The 18,431-nt window shown below is 66.9% G+C and carries 19 protein-coding genes; 12 read left to right on the forward strand and 7 right to left on the reverse strand.

What is annotated here, in order from left to right; all coding sequences use genetic code 11:
- Window positions 1-336 precede the first annotated feature (336 nt).
- From IM733_RS08280 to IM733_RS08315, 8 genes are all read left to right on the forward strand, one after another.
- Window positions 337-492 carry a hypothetical protein gene (locus tag IM733_RS08280; RefSeq protein ID WP_213657233.1) on the forward strand — a complete coding sequence of 52 codons (156 nt, stop codon included), beginning with the start codon at window positions 337-339 and terminating at the stop codon, window positions 490-492.
- A 3-nt stretch (window positions 493-495) separates the two neighbouring features.
- Window positions 496-972 carry a hypothetical protein gene (locus tag IM733_RS08285; protein WP_248920408.1) on the forward strand — a complete coding sequence of 159 codons (477 nt, stop codon included), beginning with the start codon at window positions 496-498 and terminating at the stop codon, window positions 970-972.
- 126 nt (window positions 973-1,098) lie between these two features.
- Window positions 1,099-2,682, forward strand: coding sequence for a GGDEF domain-containing protein (locus IM733_RS08290; protein WP_248920409.1), 1,584 nt, complete (start codon window positions 1,099-1,101; stop codon window positions 2,680-2,682).
- A 254-nt stretch (window positions 2,683-2,936) separates the two neighbouring features.
- Window positions 2,937-4,436, forward strand: a complete 1,500-nt coding sequence (gene glcD / locus IM733_RS08295) for a glycolate oxidase subunit GlcD (protein WP_248920410.1) — start codon at window positions 2,937-2,939, stop codon at window positions 4,434-4,436.
- Complete coding sequence (gene glcE, locus IM733_RS08300) at window positions 4,436-5,488, forward strand: glycolate oxidase subunit GlcE (protein ID WP_248920411.1); 1,053 nt, start codon at window positions 4,436-4,438, stop codon at window positions 5,486-5,488. The genes glcD and glcE overlap by 1 nt, the downstream gene beginning before the upstream one ends.
- A 9-nt stretch (window positions 5,489-5,497) precedes the next feature.
- Window positions 5,498-6,724: a glycolate oxidase subunit GlcF gene (gene glcF / locus IM733_RS08305; protein WP_248920412.1), complete on the forward strand. Its 1,227-nt coding sequence runs from the start codon at window positions 5,498-5,500 to the stop codon at window positions 6,722-6,724.
- Between the two features lie 441 nt (window positions 6,725-7,165).
- Window positions 7,166-7,504, forward strand: coding sequence for a hypothetical protein (locus tag IM733_RS08310; protein ID WP_248920413.1), 339 nt, complete (start codon window positions 7,166-7,168; stop codon window positions 7,502-7,504).
- A 73-nt stretch (window positions 7,505-7,577) separates the two neighbouring features.
- The gene (locus IM733_RS08315; RefSeq protein ID WP_248920414.1) at window positions 7,578-9,011 is read left to right on the forward strand and encodes a PLP-dependent aminotransferase family protein; all 1,434 of its coding nucleotides are present in this window, start codon (window positions 7,578-7,580) and stop codon (window positions 9,009-9,011) included.
- Here the strand turns inward: IM733_RS08315 and IM733_RS08320 are convergent.
- Window positions 9,004-10,200 (reverse strand): cyanate transporter, encoded by a 1,197-nt coding sequence (locus tag IM733_RS08320; protein ID WP_248920415.1) that lies wholly within the window; start codon window positions 10,198-10,200, stop codon window positions 9,004-9,006. The two genes, IM733_RS08315 and IM733_RS08320, sit on opposite strands and share 8 nt — an antisense overlap.
- Window positions 10,197-10,655 carry a nucleoside deaminase gene (locus tag IM733_RS08325; RefSeq protein WP_248920416.1) on the reverse strand — a complete coding sequence of 153 codons (459 nt, stop codon included), beginning with the start codon at window positions 10,653-10,655 and terminating at the stop codon, window positions 10,197-10,199. The genes IM733_RS08320 and IM733_RS08325 overlap by 4 nt, the downstream gene beginning before the upstream one ends.
- 192 nt (window positions 10,656-10,847) lie before the next feature.
- On the opposite strand from IM733_RS08325, the gene IM733_RS08330 reads away from it, so the two are divergent.
- The gene (locus IM733_RS08330) at window positions 10,848-11,285 is read left to right on the forward strand and encodes a carboxymuconolactone decarboxylase family protein (RefSeq protein WP_248920417.1); all 438 of its coding nucleotides are present in this window, start codon (window positions 10,848-10,850) and stop codon (window positions 11,283-11,285) included.
- Window positions 11,286-11,405: 120 nt separating this feature from the next.
- On the opposite strand, the gene IM733_RS08335 is transcribed toward IM733_RS08330, so the two are convergent.
- Window positions 11,406-12,416: an AraC family transcriptional regulator gene (locus IM733_RS08335; protein ID WP_248920418.1), complete on the reverse strand. Its 1,011-nt coding sequence runs from the start codon at window positions 12,414-12,416 to the stop codon at window positions 11,406-11,408.
- A 170-nt stretch (window positions 12,417-12,586) separates the two neighbouring features.
- Between IM733_RS08335 and IM733_RS08340 the strand changes: the two genes are divergently transcribed.
- The 3 genes from IM733_RS08340 to IM733_RS08350 are packed head-to-tail and all read left to right on the forward strand — an operon-like array spanning window position 12,587 to window position 15,234.
- Window positions 12,587-13,771 carry an acetyl-CoA C-acyltransferase family protein gene (locus IM733_RS08340; RefSeq protein ID WP_248920419.1) on the forward strand — a complete coding sequence of 395 codons (1,185 nt, stop codon included), beginning with the start codon at window positions 12,587-12,589 and terminating at the stop codon, window positions 13,769-13,771.
- 14 nt (window positions 13,772-13,785) lie between these two features.
- Window positions 13,786-14,634, forward strand: a complete 849-nt coding sequence (locus IM733_RS08345) for a 3-hydroxybutyryl-CoA dehydrogenase (RefSeq protein ID WP_248920420.1) — start codon at window positions 13,786-13,788, stop codon at window positions 14,632-14,634.
- Window positions 14,635-14,646: 12 nt separating this feature from the next.
- Window positions 14,647-15,234 carry a TetR/AcrR family transcriptional regulator gene (locus IM733_RS08350; RefSeq protein ID WP_248920421.1) on the forward strand — a complete coding sequence of 196 codons (588 nt, stop codon included), beginning with the start codon at window positions 14,647-14,649 and terminating at the stop codon, window positions 15,232-15,234.
- A gap of 158 nt (window positions 15,235-15,392) precedes the next feature.
- Here IM733_RS08350 and IM733_RS08355 read toward each other — a convergent pair whose 3' ends face one another.
- The 4 genes from IM733_RS08355 to IM733_RS08370 are packed head-to-tail and all read right to left on the reverse strand — an operon-like array spanning window position 15,393 to window position 18,428.
- Window positions 15,393-15,770 carry a response regulator gene (locus IM733_RS08355; protein ID WP_248920422.1) on the reverse strand — a complete coding sequence of 126 codons (378 nt, stop codon included), beginning with the start codon at window positions 15,768-15,770 and terminating at the stop codon, window positions 15,393-15,395.
- A 44-nt stretch (window positions 15,771-15,814) separates the two neighbouring features.
- The gene (locus tag IM733_RS08360) at window positions 15,815-17,041 is read right to left on the reverse strand and encodes a hybrid sensor histidine kinase/response regulator (protein WP_248920423.1); all 1,227 of its coding nucleotides are present in this window, start codon (window positions 17,039-17,041) and stop codon (window positions 15,815-15,817) included.
- Window positions 17,035-17,610: a chemotaxis protein CheB gene (locus tag IM733_RS08365; RefSeq protein WP_248920424.1), complete on the reverse strand. Its 576-nt coding sequence runs from the start codon at window positions 17,608-17,610 to the stop codon at window positions 17,035-17,037. Before IM733_RS08365 ends, IM733_RS08360 begins: the two co-directional genes overlap by 7 nt.
- Window positions 17,607-18,428, reverse strand: coding sequence for a CheR family methyltransferase (locus IM733_RS08370; protein WP_248920425.1), 822 nt, complete (start codon window positions 18,426-18,428; stop codon window positions 17,607-17,609). The genes IM733_RS08365 and IM733_RS08370 overlap by 4 nt, the downstream gene beginning before the upstream one ends.
- Between the last annotated feature and the right edge of the window lie 3 nt (window positions 18,429-18,431).

Below are 18,431 nucleotides of genomic sequence, written 5' to 3' on the forward strand. Positions count from 1 at the left end.
GGTCGCGCATTGCATGGCCACAGGCCGCATACCCCGATCCAGAGGGGCTCAAGGCCTGTCCACGGGGCCAACATTCGCAGCTTGTGGTGACAGGGAAAGGAAAAAACATCGGGAGTTGCGCGAGGTTTTCCTCGGGTCCATGGCATGGATCGCCGGCTGTTTTCAAGGGTGTTTCAGGCAAGCGCAGGCACGCCGGGCGTGTTGCCTCCAGAGGATCGCGTCGAGGGGCTCGGGAGGTCGGCTGGCGCACAGTGCGAGGCGAAAATCGTTTACCATCGCCACCTTGTGCGAACCGGTGGTCCGGCACCGAACGAAGTGGCGAAAGGAACCTTGAAGATGCAGCGAATGATCCAGTTCGTGGCGGTGGTCGTGGCATGCACGCTCATCGGCGTGGCATGCGAGCACTACGGCGTGAACCAGTACCTGAAATGGCTGTTGATGAGCCTGCCGGCGATTGTCTGGGTACGCCTGCGCAATCCGGCGAAGGGCTAGAACATGCCTCGCCTGCCCAGACTGCTGTTCCCTGTGTTGTTGCTTGCCGCCCTGGCCGCCTGCGACCAGAAACCGTCCCGCGAGGAAAAGATCCTCGCCAACCTGCCGCTTCAGGAAGCCTACGATCACAACATCGAGCGCATGGCCCAACTGCTGGCGATAACCCACGCCCAACTGCCTGAAAACACGATCAAGGACGTCCTGCGCAAGCACCTGACCGTCGAGGATCAACGCCAGGACCTGTTCAAGCTCTACAGCGAGGCGCATTTCAGCGATGCCGAGTTCGACCGCATCGTCGAAGTGACCCGCGACCCGACCAAGGCCAAGGCGCTGGCCGAGACCGACGAAGGCAAGCGCCTGAGCGACAAGCTGACCGGTTTCATGCGCGAAAGCGCCAGCGACCCCAAGCTGCAGGCGATCGCCGAGGAGCGCATGCGGCAGGTGGAGGACGAACTGGAATCCCTGGAGCAGGCACCTTGACCCCACTCAAGCCTTGAAGCGGCCCATCCGCCGCCGCCTGCATTGCCTGGCCGCTGATTCCCATGGCCGAATACCACCATTACGCGTAAGGTTGATCACCTTTTGCGCCCGCCAGTGAGACCTGGATTGCCACACGCCAAGCACGGATTGCGCCTGGACCTGCGCACGCTCATCTTCGTTCTCTGCGCCCTCACCGCCTTGGTGATGCTGTTGACCAGCTATTTCGCCAGCTACCGGGTGCAGCGCCAGTTGCTGATCGACCACTCGCTGGAAGCCAACCGCGTGTATGCCGCCAAGCTGGCGGCAATCACCGAGACCTTCCTGGGCAACGCCCTGCAACAGCTGGCCTTCAGCGCCGGCGTGCAGGGTCGCCAACTGGCTGACAGCGCCGCCCTGCAAGCGGAGACCGAACGTGTGCTGCATCAGAGCAACGCCTTCAACTCCACGTTCCTGATCGATGCCCAGGGCACCCTGCGGGCGATTTCGCCGGCCCCGCTGCGCCACCTCGTCGGCACCCTGTCCACCTCGCCCGGCGCCCAGCAGGCGCTGCGCGAACGCCGCACGCTGGTGTCGACGGCCTTCCTGTCGGCGGCCAACAACCTGGTGGTGGTGCTGTCGCAGCCGATCTACGATGCCAACGGCCAATACCAGGGCTATGTCGGTGGCAGCCTCTACCTGCGCGAGCACAACATCCTCACCAGCCTGCTGGGCGAGCACTACTACCAGGATGGCTCCTATCTCTATGTGGTCGACCGCAACCGTCGCCTGCTGTATCACCCCGAGACAGAGCGCGTGGGCACGCAAGTGGTCGGCAACACACTGATCGACCAGTTGGGCGAACTGCACGAAGGCACGCGCCGGGTCGTCAACAGCCAGGGCGTGGAAATGCTCGCCGGCTTCGCCACGGTGCCCAGCACCGGCTGGGGCGTGGTGGCGCAGCAGCCACTGACGGCAACAGTCGCCCCGCTACACCACCTGGTTCTCAGCGTGGTCGGCATTTCCGCGCCGCTGGCGTTGCTCGGTTGCCTGCTGCTGTGGTGGCTGGCGCTGGTCATCGTGCGCCCGCTGTGGCAACTGGCCGCGGCGGCGAGGGGCCTGGACCGCACCGGCACCACCGAGCGCATCGACCGGGTGCGCGCCTGGTACTTCGAGGCCGCCGAGCTCAAGCGCGCCCTGCTGTTCGGCCTCAACCTGCTGCAGGAGCGCATCGGCCGCCTCAACCGCGATGCCCAGACCGATCCGCTGACCGGGCTGGTCAACCGCCGCGGGCTGGATTTCGCCTTGTCGCTGCTGCAGGCCGAAGGGCGCGACTTTGTCGCCATCGTGCTCGATGTGGATCATTTCAAGCGGGTCAACGATGGCCATGGCCATGAAGTCGGTGACGCGGTGCTGCGCCGCCTGGCCGAGCTGATGCGTGGGGCCTGTCGCGAAGGGGATGTGCTGTGCCGGACCGGGGGAGAGGAGTTCCTCATGCTGCTGCCGGGGGCGAGCCTGGAGGCGGCCCTGGCCGTGGCCGAGCGCCTGCGGCTGGCGGTACAGAATACCGCCATCGCCCCCGTGGGCGGCGTCACCGTCTCGCTGGGTGTGGCGCGCTGGCAGGCTGCGTCCGACAGCGAACCTGGCGCCACTCTCAAGGCAGCGGACCGGGCGCTGTACCAGGCCAAGCGCAGTGGTCGCAATAGGGTTTGCCGCCTCCAGAACGAACGCTGACCCGCAGTGGCAGGGGCGGCGTCCAGGCATAGCCAGTTTGCAACGCAGGTAGGATTCATCCGCGATGCGCCGCGCGGGTGGCGCTCGATCCGCTAGGCGCAGAAACCCTGCCGTCGCCCCCTTGAAAGGGCGAGCGCCGTCAATCCAAAACTCGACGAAATCGCTTTTCGCGCCCAGGCTCCCAGGATGACCGCTTTACTGAAGCGGGCCCGACAACGGCCCTGGACAACGACAAGAAGCCATCGAGCGAGCCCATGAACATCCTCTACGACGAGCGTATCGACGGCCCCTTGCCCCGCGTGGACAAGGCCACGCTGCTGGCCGCCTTGCGCACCGCCCTGCCCGACCTGGACATCCTCCACCGCGTCGAAGACCTCAAGCCCTACGAGTGCGACGGCCTCTCGGCCTACCGCACACTGCCGCTGCTGGTGGTGCTGCCCGAACGCCTCGACCAGGTGCAGACACTGCTGCGCCTGTGTCACCACCACGGCGTGCCGGTGGTCGCACGCGGTGCCGGCACCGGCCTGTCCGGTGGCGCGCTGCCCGTGAGCCAGGGCGTCCTGCTGGTGATGGCGCGCTTCAACCGCATTCTCGAAATCAACCCGCAGGGCCGCTTCGCACGCCTCCAGCCGGGCGTGCGCAACCTGGCGATCTCCCAGGCGGCGGCGCCGTTCGGGCTGTACTACGCCCCCGACCCATCCTCGCAGATCGCCTGCTCGATCGGCGGCAACGTCGCCGAGAACGCCGGTGGCGTGCACTGCCTGAAATACGGCCTGACCGTGCACAACCTGCTCAAGGTCGAGATCCTCACCGTCGAGGGCGAGCGCCTGGTGCTCGGCGGCGACACCCTGGACAGCCCGGGCTTCGACCTGCTGGCGCTGTTCACCGGCTCCGAAGGCCTGCTCGGCATCGTCACCGAAGTGACCGTCAAGCTGCTGCCCAGGCCACAGGTGGCGCGGGTGCTGCTGGCCAGTTTCGACGATGTCGCCCAGGCCGGCCGCGCGGTGGCCGAGATCATCGGCGCCGGGATCATCCCCGGCGGCCTGGAGATGATGGACAACCTGGCGATCCGCGCCGCCGAGGATTTCATCCATGCCGGCTACCCGGTGGATGCCGCGGCGATCCTGCTGTGCGAGCTGGACGGCGTCGAGGCCGATGTGCAGGACGACTGTACCCAGGTCGACGCCGTGCTGCGCGCCGCCGGCGCCCGCGAGGTGCGCCTGGCCTGCGACGAAGCCGAGCGCGCGCGCTTCTGGGCCGGGCGCAAGAACGCCTTCCCGGCGGTGGGCCGGATTTCACCGGACTACTACTGCATGGACGGCACCATCCCGCGCCGTGAACTGCACAAGGTACTGCAAGGCATCGCCGCGCTCTCCCGCGAACATGGGTTGCGGGTGGCCAATGTGTTCCACGCCGGCGACGGCAACATGCACCCGCTGATCCTGTTCGACGCCAACCTGCCCGGCGAGCTGGAGCGGGCCGAAGCGCTCGGTGGGCGAATCCTTGAGCTGTGCGTGGCGGTGGGCGGCAGCATCACTGGCGAGCACGGCGTGGGCCGCGAGAAGATCAACCAGATGTGCGCGCAGTTCAACGCCGATGAAATCACCCTGTTCCAGGGGGTCAAGGCGGCCTTCGACCCCCATGGCCTGCTCAACCCCGGCAAGAACATCCCCACCCTGCACCGCTGCGCCGAGTTCGGCGCCCTGCATGTGCACCATGGGCAACTGCCCTTCCCTGACCTGGAGCGGTTCTGATGAGCCTGGACCGCGACATGAGCCAAGACCTGCTGGCACAGGTCAACCAGGCACTGAGCCAGGGCACCGCACTGCGCATCCAGGGCGGTAACAGCAAAGCCAGGCTCGGCCGCCCGGTCGACGGCGAGGTGATCGATACCCGCGGCCACCGTGGCATCGTCAGCTACGACCCGACCGAGCTGGTGCTGACCGCCCGTGCCGGCACGCCGCTGCAGGACATCGAGGCCACCTTGCAGGCGGCCGGGCAGATGCTGCCCAGCGAACCCCCGCACCTGGGGCCCCACGCCACCCTCGGCGGCATGGTCGCGGCAGGCTTGTCGGGGCCTCGCCGCCCTTGGGCCGGCGCGGTACGCGACCACGTGCTCGGCACGCGCCTGATCACAGGCCATGGCAAGCTGCTGCGTTTTGGCGGTGAGGTGATGAAGAACGTCGCAGGCTTCGATGTCTCACGCCTGATGGCCGGCAGTTTCGGCTGCCTTGGGCTGATCACCGAAGTGTCGCTGAAGGTCCTGCCCCGCCCTCGCCAATGCCTCAGCCTGCGCCTGGAGCTGCCGCGGCGCCAGGCCCTGGCCGAACTGGCCGAATGGGCTCAGCAACCCTTGCCGATCAGCGCCGCCTGCCATGACGGCGAGGCGCTCTACTTGCGCCTCGAAGGCGGTGAAGGCTCGGTGCGCTCGGCCCGCGAACGCCTGGGCGCAGAGGAGGTGCACAATGGATTCTGGCGCGACCTGCGCGAACAGCGCCTGGCGTTCTTCCTGGGCCCGGCGCCCCTCTGGCGGCTGGCGCTGCCCAACGCCACGCCCGAATTCGAGTTGCCCGGGCAGCAGTTGCTCGACTGGGGAGGCGCCCAGCGCTGGCTGACCTCGGATGCGCCGGCGGCGCTCATTCGCGCTCAGGTCGCACGGTTCGGTGGCCATGCCACCGCCTACGCCCCCGGTGACGACAGTGCCGCTCCGCTGCCCACGGCGTTGATGCGCTACCACCAGGCGCTGAAACGGCAACTCGACCCCCAGGGCATCTTCAACCCCGGGCGCCTGTACCCGGACCTGTGAGGCCGCGCCATGCAAACCCACCTGAGCGACACCGCCCGGCAACTGCCCCGTGGCGAAGAAGCCGAAAGCATCCTGCGCAGCTGCGTGCATTGCGGTTTCTGCACGGCCACCTGCCCCACCTACCAGTTGCTCGGCGACGAGCTCGATGGGCCGCGTGGGCGCATCTACCTGATCAAGCAGGTGCTCGAAGGCCAGCCGGTCACCGCCAGCACCCAGCTGCACCTGGACCGCTGCCTGAGTTGCCGCAACTGCGAGACGACCTGCCCATCCGGGGTGAAGTACCACGACCTGCTGGATATCGGCCGCGCCGTGGTCGACCAGCAGGTGCGACGCCCCTTCGGCCAGCGCTTGTTGCGTGGCGTGCTGCGCGCGGTGCTGACGCGTCCGACCGCATTCAAGGCGCTGATGCGCACCGGCCAAGCCTTGCGCCCGCTGCTGCCAGCCGCACTGAAGGCCAAACTGCCCACCGCCATCGGTGCCCCTGGGCAACGCCCTCCTGTGCGCCACGAACGCCGCATGCTACTGCTCGAAGGTTGCGTCCAGCAGGCCCTGTCGCCCAACACCAACGCTGCCGCCGCGCGCCTGCTCGAGCGCCTGGGCATCAGCATCGAGCCCGCTCGCGAGGCTGGCTGCTGCGGCGCAGTGGACTACCACCTGGACGCCCAGGCCCAGGGGCTGCAACGCGCCCGCGCCAACATCGACGCTTGGTGGCCGGCCATCGAGGCCGGTGCCGAAGCCATCGTGCAGACGGCCAGCGGCTGCGGCGCCTTCGTGCATGACTACGGGCACCTGCTGGAGAATGACCCGCGCTATGCCGCCAAGGCGGCGCGAGTCAGCGCACTGTCCCGCGACCTGGTGCAGGTGCTGCAAGCCGAGCCACTGGAGCGCCTGGGCCTGTGCGCCGAACAGCGCCTGGCCTTCCACTGCCCCTGCACCCTGCAGCACGCCCTCAAGCTGGGTGGCGCGGTGGAAAGCCTGCTGACCCGCCTCGGCTTCCACCTCACCCCAGTGGCCGATGGTCACTTGTGCTGCGGTTCGGCGGGCACCTATTCGCTGACCCAGCCGGCCCTGGCGCGCCAACTGCGTGACAATCGCCTCACTGCCCTGGAAAACGGCAACCCCGAGGTCATCGCCACTGCCAATATCGGCTGCCAGCTCCATCTGGGCGGCGCCGGGCGCACGCCAGTGCGGCACTGGATCGAAATTGTCGAGGCCGCCCTTGATCAGGCCACCTGAAATTGACCGCGCGCGCTGTGGAAGCGGCCTTGTGTCGCGAAAGGGCTGCATGGCAGCCCCAGAGATCCCCGGGGCGAAGCAGGCACCGCCTTAGCAGGGCAGCGGCCACGTCATGCAAGCGGCGCCACTCGGGGTCGGCATGCTCATAGGCCCAGTGCCCATCTTCCAGGTCGGCTGGCTGGAAGTGGCTGTTCAAGGCGCAGACCTCGGCGATGTGCAACAGCGAACGTGCGATTGCGCAGCCCCCCGCACCTGGCCACCCGCGGCGTGCCGAGCTGACGCGGATCAAGGTGTCGTCCACATCCCTGCTTGTAATTTAGGAAACTTCCTACTGCGATTACGGACGCTTCGTAGTTGTCGCCCCCTATTGGCGCCACCATCATCCGACCTGGAGACGCGACGGCCATCAGGTGGCCAGCCCTTTCCAGACGAGGCCAGACCATGCCCAGACACGACCAGCCCACCCGCGAACTGCGCCGCACCCTACGCCAGCTCATGGCCCACGAAGTCAGCAACCCCGACGACAACCCGCACCTGTCCGGTGTGCGCTTCTTCTGCGCCACCGATGAACACACCCGGCAACTGATCGAGCGCGTCGAGCTGCTGGCCAGCGAGGCCTTCTTCGACCCCCATGGCCGCGCCATCCCGGCACGCATGCGCGACGCCGCGGTCGATGGCGTGTGCATCAGGCAGAAGCGCAAGGCGCCCTCCGACGAAACGGTGATCCACATCGCCCTGCCACAAAAGGGCTACATCACCATCAGCACCGCCAGGTTCTGATCACGCCGCCCTCTTGCAGCTTGCGCCGAGAACCTCGAAGCTTGGACACCCCCGCGCTTCGGACCCACCGCCAATGGAACTGCATATCCGCCTCGAAGGCCGCAAAGGCCTCGCCGACCAGCTCTACCGGCAACTGCGTGCCGGCATCGACAGCGGCCACCTGGCCGCCGGCACGCAACTGCCGCCCACGCGCCTGCTGGCCGAGCAACTGGGCGTCTCGCGCAAGACCGTGGCCGAAGCCTATTCACAGTTGACCTACGACAACCTGCTCAGCGGCGTGGTCGGCCGCGGCACCTTCATCACCCCGCGCCAGCCCATCCGCCCGAGCGACGCCGAGGCCGTCCCCCTGGCGGCCGCAGGCTCACTCGAGCGCTGGCGCCAGCGCGCCACGGTGCTGGGCCGCCGGGCGCTGGAGGCACCGTCGCGCTACGACTTCGTCGGCGGCGCATCGAGCAAGGCGCAGTTCCCCTATGACCAATGGCGCAGTTGCATGCAATACGCCCTGCGCCGCAGCCAGCGCCACAGCGAACGCCACTTCGCCCCCCAGGGGCTGCCCGAACTGCGCGAGGCCATCGCCCACCACATCGCCTTCGCCCGCGGCGTGCATTGCAGCGCCGCCGACGTGATGGTGTGCAATGGCGCCCAGCAGGCCCTGGACCTGATCGCCCGGGTGCTGGTCGAGCCAGGTTGCAAGGTGGCGATGGAAGACCCCGGCTACCCGCCCGCACGCCAGCTGTTCCTGGCCCTGGGCGCCCGCCTGCAGTCGGTGCCGGTGGATGATGAAGGCCTGTGTGTCGACCAGATCGAGGACGGCACGCAACTGATCTACGTTACCCCGTCGCACCAGTTCCCGCTGGGCATGCCCATGGGTGAGCAGCGGCGCCAGGCCTTGCTGGCCCGGGCCGCCGAATTGGGCGCGCTGATCATCGAGGACGACTACGACTGCGAGTTCCGCTACCAGGGCCCGGCCGCCGAAGCGTTGCAACGCCTGGACCGGCACGGCCTGGTGGCCTATGTCGGCACCTTCTCCAAGACCCTGCTGCCCGAGCTGCGCCTGGGTTATGCCGTGTTGCCGCCCGCCGTGCTGCAAGCCGCCTGCGTGGCCAAGCACCTCACCGACTGGCACAGCCCGAGCCTGCAGCAGTGGGCCCTGGCCCGGTTCATCGGCGAGGGCCACCTGAACAAGCACATCCGCCGCTGCCATGAAATCTACAGTGCCCGCCGCGAGCGCATCCTCGCCCGCCTGGGCGACGACCTGGCGCCGTGGTTCAGCGCCGTGCCGGCCAGCGCCGGCTTTCACTTGAGCGCCCTGGCCAGCCCCGGTGTCGATGTCGAGCTGCTGGTCAACCTGGCGCGCAAGGTGGAGGTGGGGATCTACTCGCTGGCGCCGTTCTTCAGCGAGGTCCCGGTGCGTCCGGGGCTGCTGCTGGGCTTTGGCGCCATCGAGCTGCTGGATATCGACCCGGCGCTGGACCGGGTGCGCGACACCTTGCAGCGCCTCAGTTGACCGCGGTCACCCCACCCGCCTCGTCAGCACGCGCGATGGCCCTGGCATAACCACGCGGGGCAAAGCACGCGGTCACCAGCCACATGGCCAGCACGGTGCAGGCGAGCAGGGTCCAGGACGCCTGGAAGTCGCCACTGACCTCCCGCAGCCAGCCGGTGATGTACGGCACGATGCCGGTGATGATGAAGCCCACGCCTTGCACGAACGCCGCCAGGCTGCCGGCCTCGGCCGGGGTGCGCAGGTGCTCCAGGGTCAGCGTGAGGCTGAGGCTGAAACACGCCCCCAGGCCCAGGCCGATCATCGCCACCCACAGGCCCATGGCGCTGGCCGGCGCCAGCAGCAGCCCCAGGAAACCACCCAGTTGGATCGCCAGCGCCAGCCACAGCCCCGGCCGGCGATCGACCAGACGGCGCAACAGCAAAGGCAAGCCGAGCGCGCCGACGACCTGGAAAAGGGTCATCAACCCCACCAGCTCGCCACCACCCTGGGCTGTGCCGCCATGCTCCTGGTGATAAGCCGGCAACCAGGCCACCATGCTGGTGTAGCCGCCATTGATCAGGCCGAAATACACCGCCAGCAACCAGGCGCGGCGGTTGCCAAACCAAAGCCCACCTCCACGACCAGCCAGCGTGGGAACCTCTTGGCGCGGTCGCAGGGCGATCCAGGCCAGCAACGCCAGCACGGCCGGCAACGCCCAAATGCCGAGGCCGACCTGCCAGTGCCCGAAATATGCACTGACCCCAGGGCCAAGCACTGCCGCCAGGCCGCCACCGCTCATCAGTGCGGCCGAATACAGCCCCATGGTCGCCGCCAGGCGGGTGGGGAACCAGCGGTTCACCAGGCCCGGCATCATGCCCTGCACCACCGCAACGCCCAGGCCGGCGACCACCGCGCTGGCGATCAGCGCCCAGGCGCTGCCCAGTTGCAGGCGCCACAGGCAGGCGACGGCGATGGCCGCGAGGCCCGCGAGCATGCCGCCATGCTCGCTCAGCCAACGCCGCAGCCAGGGTTGCAGCAAGGGGACCAAGCCCATGCACAGCACCGGCAGCGCGGTCAGCAAGGCCGCCTGCTGGTAGCCCAGGCCCGTGCCCTGGCGCATGGGTTCGAGCAGCGGGCCGATGCTGGTGAGGATCGGCCGCAGGTTCAGCGCCAGCAGCATGACCAGCAACAGGTTCAGTGCCGCTCTCATACCTGGCCAGCCTGTTTCCACTCAAGGTACAGGCCGGCTTCGCCTGCTGGCTTGAGTGGCCGCAGCGGCAGGCTCTGCTGCTGTGGCGGGCGCGCCATCTGCGCGTAGATGGCGGCGGTGGACAACCCGTAGGGCTCGCCTTCTTCGTTGTCGTAGGCGAACCAGGCACGCTCGATGCCGCACAGGTGCATCGCCGCCAGGCACATCGGGCATGGGTGGCCACTGGCGTAGATTTCCGCGCCATCCAGGCGCGCCCGCCCCAGAACCTGGGATGCCTGGCGGATGGCCTGCATCTCGGCATGGCTGGTCGGGTCCTGGGTGCTGTGGATCTCGTTGACGGCGCGGGCGATCACTTGGCCTTGATGCACCAGTACAGCGCCGAAGGGGCGGCCGCCGGCCTGGATATTGGCGCGGGCCAGGTCGAGGGCCTCGCGCATGTAGGTATCTGCGGACATGAATCGGTTCTCCGGTAAAGACCCGGGCATTATCCCGGCTGCGGCGCACGGGCTGAAATGAAGAGATTGGATGCCAGTCAGTGGCCACCTGAATGTGCGCATTGGCCTCCTGGCAAAGCGCGGGATTGGCTATTCGGTGGTGCCGGCGGTGGCGCTAAGGTAGCGCCATCCCCACTCACTTGGAGAAACGCCATGCACGACCGTATCGAATGGGCCAAGCACGCCCCGGAAGCCTACAAAGCCATGGTTGGCCTCGAACAGGCGCTGATCAACTCGGGCCTGGAGCACTCGCTGCTGGAACTGGTGCGCTTGCGCGCCTCGCAGATCAACGGCTGCGCGTATTGCGTCAACCTGCATGCCAACGATGCGCGCAAGGCCGGTGAAACCGAAGCCCGCCTGCAAACCCTGAGCGTGTGGCGGGAAACCCGCTATTTCACCCCGCGCGAGCGTGCCGCGCTGGCCTGGCTGGAGAGCCTGACCCGCCTGCCCGAGCGCGGCGCGCCGCAGCCTGAGTACGAGGCATTGCTGGAGCATTTCGAGCCCAAGGAGATCGCCAACCTGACCCTGGCCATCGCCACGATCAATGCCTGGAACCGCTTTGGCGTGGGCTTTGCGATGGTTCCAGCCTGATAGATGCGTTGACCTGGCATGTGCTCTGTAGGAGCGACTTCAGCCGCGATCACCCGCAAAGCGGGTGCCAGGTACCACGTCGCCTGCATCGCGGCTGAAGCCGCTCCTGCAAGGAACGGCTCAAGCCGGCCTGAGCTTCGCCCTGTAGCTCCCCGGGCTTTGCCCGGTCCACTTCTTGAACGCCCGGTGAAACGCGCTGGGTTCCTGGAAGCCGGTCTGCTCGGCAATCTCGGCAATGCTCAGGCAGCCTTCGCGCAGCAGCTCGAAGGCCATGGCCCGGCGCACCTCGTCCTTGATCTGCTGGTACGAGCGCCCTTCCCTTTCCAGTTGCCGACGAAAGCTGCTGGCACTGAGCCGTTGCCGCTCGGCCATGGCGTCGAGCGTCGGCCATTGCCCGTAATGCCGGGCACGCAAGTGGCGATACACCTCGGCGACCAGGCCGTTCTGGTTGCGAAAGCGGATCACCAACCCTTGCGGCGCGCTGCGCAAAAAGGTCTTCAGGGCCGCCAGGTCCTGCATCACCGGCAGGCGCAACCAGGCACTGTCGAACTCTACCTCGGTGCGGCCACTGCCCAGGCGCAGGTCCGGCCCCCACAGCAAGGCATCGTCGTCCTGGGCCGGGCGCGCCAGGGCCAGCTCGGTGCGATCGATGGCGATGCGCCGCCCGGCCAGCCAGCACAACAGGCCCACCACCAGCACCAGGAAGGTTTCCTCGGCGTAGCTGCGCGTCAGTGGGTCGTCGATGCTCGCGTGCACGCTGATCAGCGCACGCGCCCCTCGCACCGTGAGCGTGCCCTGCAGGTCGCGCAGGAACAGGGCGAAATTGCCCAGGCACTGGCGCAGGGCTTTCTCCAGGTTCGGTTCCTGGATCAGTCCGCGGCAGATCAGGGCGAAGCTGCCCAGGGGCATGCCATGGCTGTCGAGGCGGAAGAATTCGTCGTGCAACTCATCGATCAGCGCCAGCCACAACTGGGCGAAGGCCTTGGCCGGCACGCGCGCCTGGGGCTGCGCCAGCACCGCCGGGTCGATGCCCACCGCGTGCAGGTGGGCGTCGCGCGCCTGCGGGCGGTCGCGCAGGGCGTGGAGCATGGCATTGAGGAAGTACACCGCGACCGTATCGCTATCGCGCATGGCAGGCATCCGCTGTCTATGCTGAGTGGCAAAAAATGCCAGGTTGACTGAACAGATCCGGCATAGGCCGCCCGAAGGCCTTTGCCTAGACTCGATCCACCCCAGGGTTCTGGGCCGCCATTCTCGCAGAGCCGCCCCCACCCCGCCACGCCTTCGCATACGGAGCCAGCATGAGCAGCACAGAAATCTACGTCGTCAGCGCGGTACGTTCGGCCATCGGCAGCTTTGGCGGGTCGCTCAAGGACCTGCCCCTGGCCGACCTCGCCACCCAGGTGAGCCGCGCCGCCATCGAGCGCTCGGGCGTGACCGCCGAGCAGATCGGCCATGTGGTGATGGGCACCGTGATCCCCACCGAGCCCCGCGACGCCTACCTGGGCCGGGTCGCCTCGATGAACGCCGGGGTGCCCAAGGAAGTGCCGGCCTTTAACGTCAACCGCCTGTGCGGCTCGGGCCTGCAGGCCATCGTCTCGGCCGCCCAGGGCCTGCTGCTGGGTGACAGCGACATCGCCCTGGCCGCCGGCGCCGAGAACATGAGCCGCAGCCCGTACCTGCTGCCCCAGGCCCGCTGGGGCGCGCGCATGGGTGACCTGCAAGGCGTCGATTATCTGGTTGGTGTGCTGCAGGACCCGTTCGACCACTTCCACATGGGCATCACCGCCGAAAACGTTGCTGCAACCGAGGGCATCACCCGCGAGATGCAGGACGAAGTCGCGCTGACCAGCCAGCGCCGCGCCGCCCGCGCCATCACCGAGGGCCGTTTCGCCGGGCAGATCGTGCCGATCGAAATCAAGACCCGCAAAGGCCCCGTGCAGTTCACCGTCGACGAGAACGTGCGCGGCGACGTCACCGCCGAGCAACTGGCCGGCATGAAGCCGGTGTTCAAGAAAGACGGCAGCGTCACCGCCGGTAACGCCAGCAGCATCAACGACGGCGCCGCCGGCCTGGTGCTGGCCAGCGGCGACGCCGTACGCCGCCTGGGCCTCAAGCCCCTGGCGCGCCTGGTGGCCTACGCCCATGCAGGCGTGGAGCCGGCACTGATGGGCCTGGGCCCGATCCCGGCCACGCAGAAGGTGCTGCAGAAGGCCGGCCTGAAAGTGTCCGACCTCGACGTGATCGAGTCGAACGAGGCCTTCGCCTCCCAGGCCTGCGCCGTCTCCCGTGCCCTGGGCTTCGACCCGGAGAAGGTCAACCCCAACGGCTCGGGCATTTCCCTGGGCCACCCGGTGGGTGCCACCGGCGCGATCATCGCCACCAAGGCGATCCATGAACTGCAGCGTGTCCAGGGCCGCTATGCCCTGGCCACCATGTGCATCGGTGGCGGCCAAGGCATCGCCATCGTCTTCGAACGCGTGTGACAGGAGCCAGCAACGTGAGCATTGAACAGATCGCCGTGATCGGCGCCGGGACCATGGGCAACGGTATCGCCCAGGTATGTGCGCTGGCGGGCTACCAGGTGTTGCTGGTGGACGTTTCCGACGCTGCGCTGGAGCGTGGCGTGGCGACGCTTGGCAAGAACCTCGAGCGTCAGGTCGGCAAGGGTACCGTCGAGGCGGGCAACGCCGCGGCAGCCAAGGCGCGTATCCGCACCAGCACCGATTACGCCCAGCTCGCCAGTGCGCAACTGGTGATCGAGGCGGCCACCGAGAATTTGCAGCTCAAGCAGCGGATTCTTCAGCAGGTGGCGGCCAACGTCGCGGCCGAGTGCCTGATCGCCACCAACACCTCGTCGTTGTCGGTCACCCAGTTGGCGGCGAGCATCGAGCACCCGGAGCGGTTCATCGGCGTGCACTTCTTCAACCCGGTCCCGATGATGGCGCTGGTGGAAATCATCCGTGGCCTGCAAACCAGTGATGCCACCTACGCCCAGGCGCTGCTGGTCACCGAGAAACTGGGCAAGAGCCCGATCACCGCGGGCAACCGTCCGGGCTTCGTGGTCAACCGCATCCTGGTGCCGATGATCAACGAGGCGATCTTCGTGCGCCAGGAAGGCCTGGCCAGCGCCGAGGATATCGACACTGGCATGCGCCTGGGCTGCAACCAGCCGATCGGCCCGCTGGCCCTGGCCGACCTGGTTGGCCTGGACACCCTGCTGGCGATCATGGAGGCCTTCCACGAGGGTTTCAACGACAGCAAGTACCGCCCCGCCCCGCTGCTCAAGGAGATGGTTGCGGCCGGCTACCTGGGGCGCAAGAGCGGCCGCGGCTTCTTCACCTACTGAGGCGTGTACGCTATGCCCCCGGTCAATGCGGCGATGCGCTGCGCCAACTTTGAAGAGCGGCGCGACAAGGCGATGGCGTTGTTCGCCGAGAAGGGCTTCGGCCAGGTCAGCATGCGTGAGCTGGCGGCGCATGTGGGTTTGACCGCGGGGTCGCTGTACCACCACTTCCCGAGCAAGCAGGACCTGCTCTACGACCTGATCGAGGAGCTGTACGAGGAGTTGCAGGCCACCCTCGATCAGGGGCGACGGGCGCTGGCGCGCGGCAAGCCAGTGTTGGCCTGCCTGATCAGCGCGCACTGGCAGTTGCATGGTGAGCGGCCGTTGCAGTTTCGCCTGGCGGAGCGGGATTTCTGCTGCTTGAGCGAGGTGCAGCAGGCGCGGCTGGTTGGGCTGCGGGAGCGCTATGAAGCCGGGCTGCTGCGATTGATTGCGCCACAGGCGCGGTTGGCCGGGGATGCGCTCGTGGCGACCGGGCATGTGTTGGCGACGTTGCTGAACCAGTTGCCTGGGATGCTGCGCGGGAAGGGGCTGGGTGAAGCCGAGGGGGTTGGGTTGATGGAGGCTCTGGTGGTGGGGGCTGTGGAGCGGACGTTGGGGTAGGCTGGCGCATGTCGAAAGTCTTTCAGCGCTCTGGAGATCGAGCGCCGCGCGGGCGGCGCTCTATTTCACAGGCGCTGCAATGCTCCCGGCGAACACCTTGAATGGGCTGGCTGCAGGGCGAGAGACATGCAGGGCGAGAGACATGATTTCACGCTCCCCTAACGCAACAACCCCTGAATCTCCTCCCGCAACCTCTCCAGATCAAACGGCTTGGCCAGGATCGGCGCCCGCCGCGCAATCGGGCTGCCCGATTCAAGAATCTCCGCCGGATACCCACTGATGAAAATCACCTTCAAATCAGGCCTCAACCTCACCGCCGGCTCGGCAATCTCGACCCCCGATATCCCCCCAGGCAATCGATAATCGGTCACCATCAGGTCCAGGTGCGGCTTGCTCGCCAGAATCGCGAACGCCTGCTCCCCATCCTCGGCCACCAGCACGTGGTACCCCTCGCCCGCCAGGTAGTCCCGCAGGATCATGCGAATCGCCGGTTCATCCTCAACGATCAACACCACATCTTGCGCATCTTCACTCATGACAACGCCTTCGAATCCAGCACGATAGCTCTCAGACCCCAACCCTAAGCAGAGGTTGCCTGCGTCTGGTCACTTTGGCACTGCAGCGTCGTCAGCGGCAGGTAGACACTGAATGTAGCCCCGTGCCCCTCCTCACTGTCGACCTGGATACGCCCACCGTGAGCCAGCACGATCTGCTCGGAAATATACAGCCCCAGGCCCAGCCCGCCCGTGGCCTGTTGCGCCGCCACCCGTTCGAACTGCTGGAAAATCCGCTGCTGGTGCTGCGCACTGATGCCAATGCCCGCATCCTGCACCTGCACGCAGGCCATGGCGCCGTCCTCGAACACCCGCACCCGCACCGGCTTACGCTCACCGTAACGCAGGGCATTGGACAACAGGTTGGCCAGCACCTGCTCGATGCGAAACTCATCCCATTCGCCGTGCAAGGCCTGGCACTGCTCCAGCACGATATGCGTGTCCAGGGCCCCCGCCTGCGCGGCGAAGTTCTCGACCAGCCCCCGCACCAGTTGCCCGAGGTCGAAGGCCTTGGGCCGAATCGACAACTTGCCGGTGCGGATCCGCGACACGTCGAGCATGTCCTCCACCAAGCGGATCAGGCTGTTGATCTGCCGCTCATCGCGCTCGACCATCGCCGCGAGCTTCTCCTCGCTGAACGCCCCCAGGTTGCCCCGGGCCAGGTGCATGCGCCGCAGCTGGGTCTCGAGAATCAGGCCATTGAGCGGTGTGCGCACTTCGTGGGAGACGATCGACATGAAATCATCGCGCATGCGCACCGCCCGCTCCAGCTCGCCACGCGCCACCTGCAACTGCGCCAGCAACTGCGCCTGCTCCTCACGGCTGCGCTCCAGCGCCTGGAGCTGGCGGTCGAGGGCCTTGCGCTGGCGGAACAGGTCGACGAACACCGAGACCTTGCTCTTCACCGCCAGGGTGTCGAGGGGCTTGTGCAGGAAGTCCACCGCCCCGCTCTCATAGCCCTTGAAGGCGTAGTTCATCTCGCGCCCGGCGGCGCTGACGAAAACGATGGGTATACTGCGGGTCTTTTCCATGCCACGCATCAGCTCGGCCAGTTCGAAACCGTTCATGCCCGGCATCTGCACGTCAAGTATCGCCAGGGCGAATTCGTGCTCGAGCAGCAGCGACAATGCCTGCTCGGCGGACTGGGCCTGATGCACCTCGCGGTCCGCGCCCTGGATCAGGGCATCGAGGGCCAGCAGGTTCTCCGGCAGGTCGTCGACGATCAGCAGTTTCGCGGTGATATGGCTTAGCATGCGCTGGGTTCCAGGGTCGCGAGCAACTGCCCGATACCACTCAAAGAAAGTATATGGTCGGGCTGCTGCAGGGCCAGGGCGGCCTCCGGCATCAGCGCGACCTGTGCGTCGCGAGGGTCCTGGACCACGGTCCGGCCACCGCTTTGTCTGATGCGCAAAAGCCCCCGGGCACCATCTTCGTTGGCCCCGGTGAGCAGCACGCCGAGCAGGCCCGGGCCGTAGGCGTCCGCCGCCGACTCGAACAGGTAGTCGATCGCTGGCCGCGAGAAATGCACCGGTTCCTCCTGGCTGAGCGACAGGGTGAAATCACGCTCCACCGACAGGTGATAGCCCGGCCCGGCCACATAGATCAAACCCGCCTCGATGCAGGCCTTGTCGACGGCTTCGCGCACCGGCCGCTGCAGGCGTCGCTGCAGCACCTCCGCCAACTGACTGTGGCGGTCGTCCGGCAGGTGCAGCACGCACAACACCGGGATGGCGAAGCTGTCCGGCAACGCGCCGAGCACGTTGAACAACGCCGTGACGCCGCCCGCCGAGGCGCCGATGACCACCGCGCGTACACCTGTCATGTCTTGCGATAGATCCGTTCGGGCCGCACCAACGGCTCGAAGCGATCACTATAGGCGGAGAAATCCACCGACTCCTTGCTGCCAAGCACCAGGAAACCACGGTGGCACAGCGAGTCGTGGAACAGCCCGAGGGCGCGGTCCTGCAGGCCCTTGTTGAAATAGATCAGCACATTGCGGCACGACACCAGTTGCGTCTCGGAGAACACGCTGTCGGTGGCCAGGCTGTGGTCGGCGAAGGTCACGTTGTCGCGCAAGCTGCTGTCCATGATGGCGTTGCCATAGGCGGCGGTGTAGTACTCGGAAAAGTCCCGGCGCCCGCCCGCCTTGCGGTAGTTCTGTGCGTACTCGTGCATGCTCTGCATCGAGTAGATGCCCTGCTTGGCGCGCTCCAGCGAGTGCGGGTTGATGTCGGTGGCGTAGATGATCGTGCGCTCCAGCAACCCTTCCTCGTGCAGCAGGATGGCCATGGAGTACACCTCCTCGCCCGTGCTGCACCCGGCGATCCAGAGCTTGAGCGACGGCCAGGTGCGCAGCAGCGGCACCACCTCTTCACGCAGGGCGAGAAAGTGCCCGGGGTCGCGGAACATCTCGCTGACCGGGATCGTCAGGTACTGCAGCAGCTCCATGAACATGCCGGGGTCGTGCAGCACCCGTTCCTGCAGCGCCGACACCGTGCGGCAGTCGAACTGGCGCAGGGCGTGGAGGATCCGGCGCTTGATCGAAGCGCCGGAATAATCGCGAAAATCGTAGCTGTACTTGAGGTAGATCGCCTCGATCAGCAGCCGGATCTCGATATCGGTGTTGCGTTCACTGGTCAAGAT

Source organism: Pseudomonas entomophila, from assembly GCF_023277925.1.
Taxonomy (GTDB): Bacteria; Pseudomonadota; Gammaproteobacteria; order Pseudomonadales; family Pseudomonadaceae; genus Aquipseudomonas; species Aquipseudomonas entomophila_D.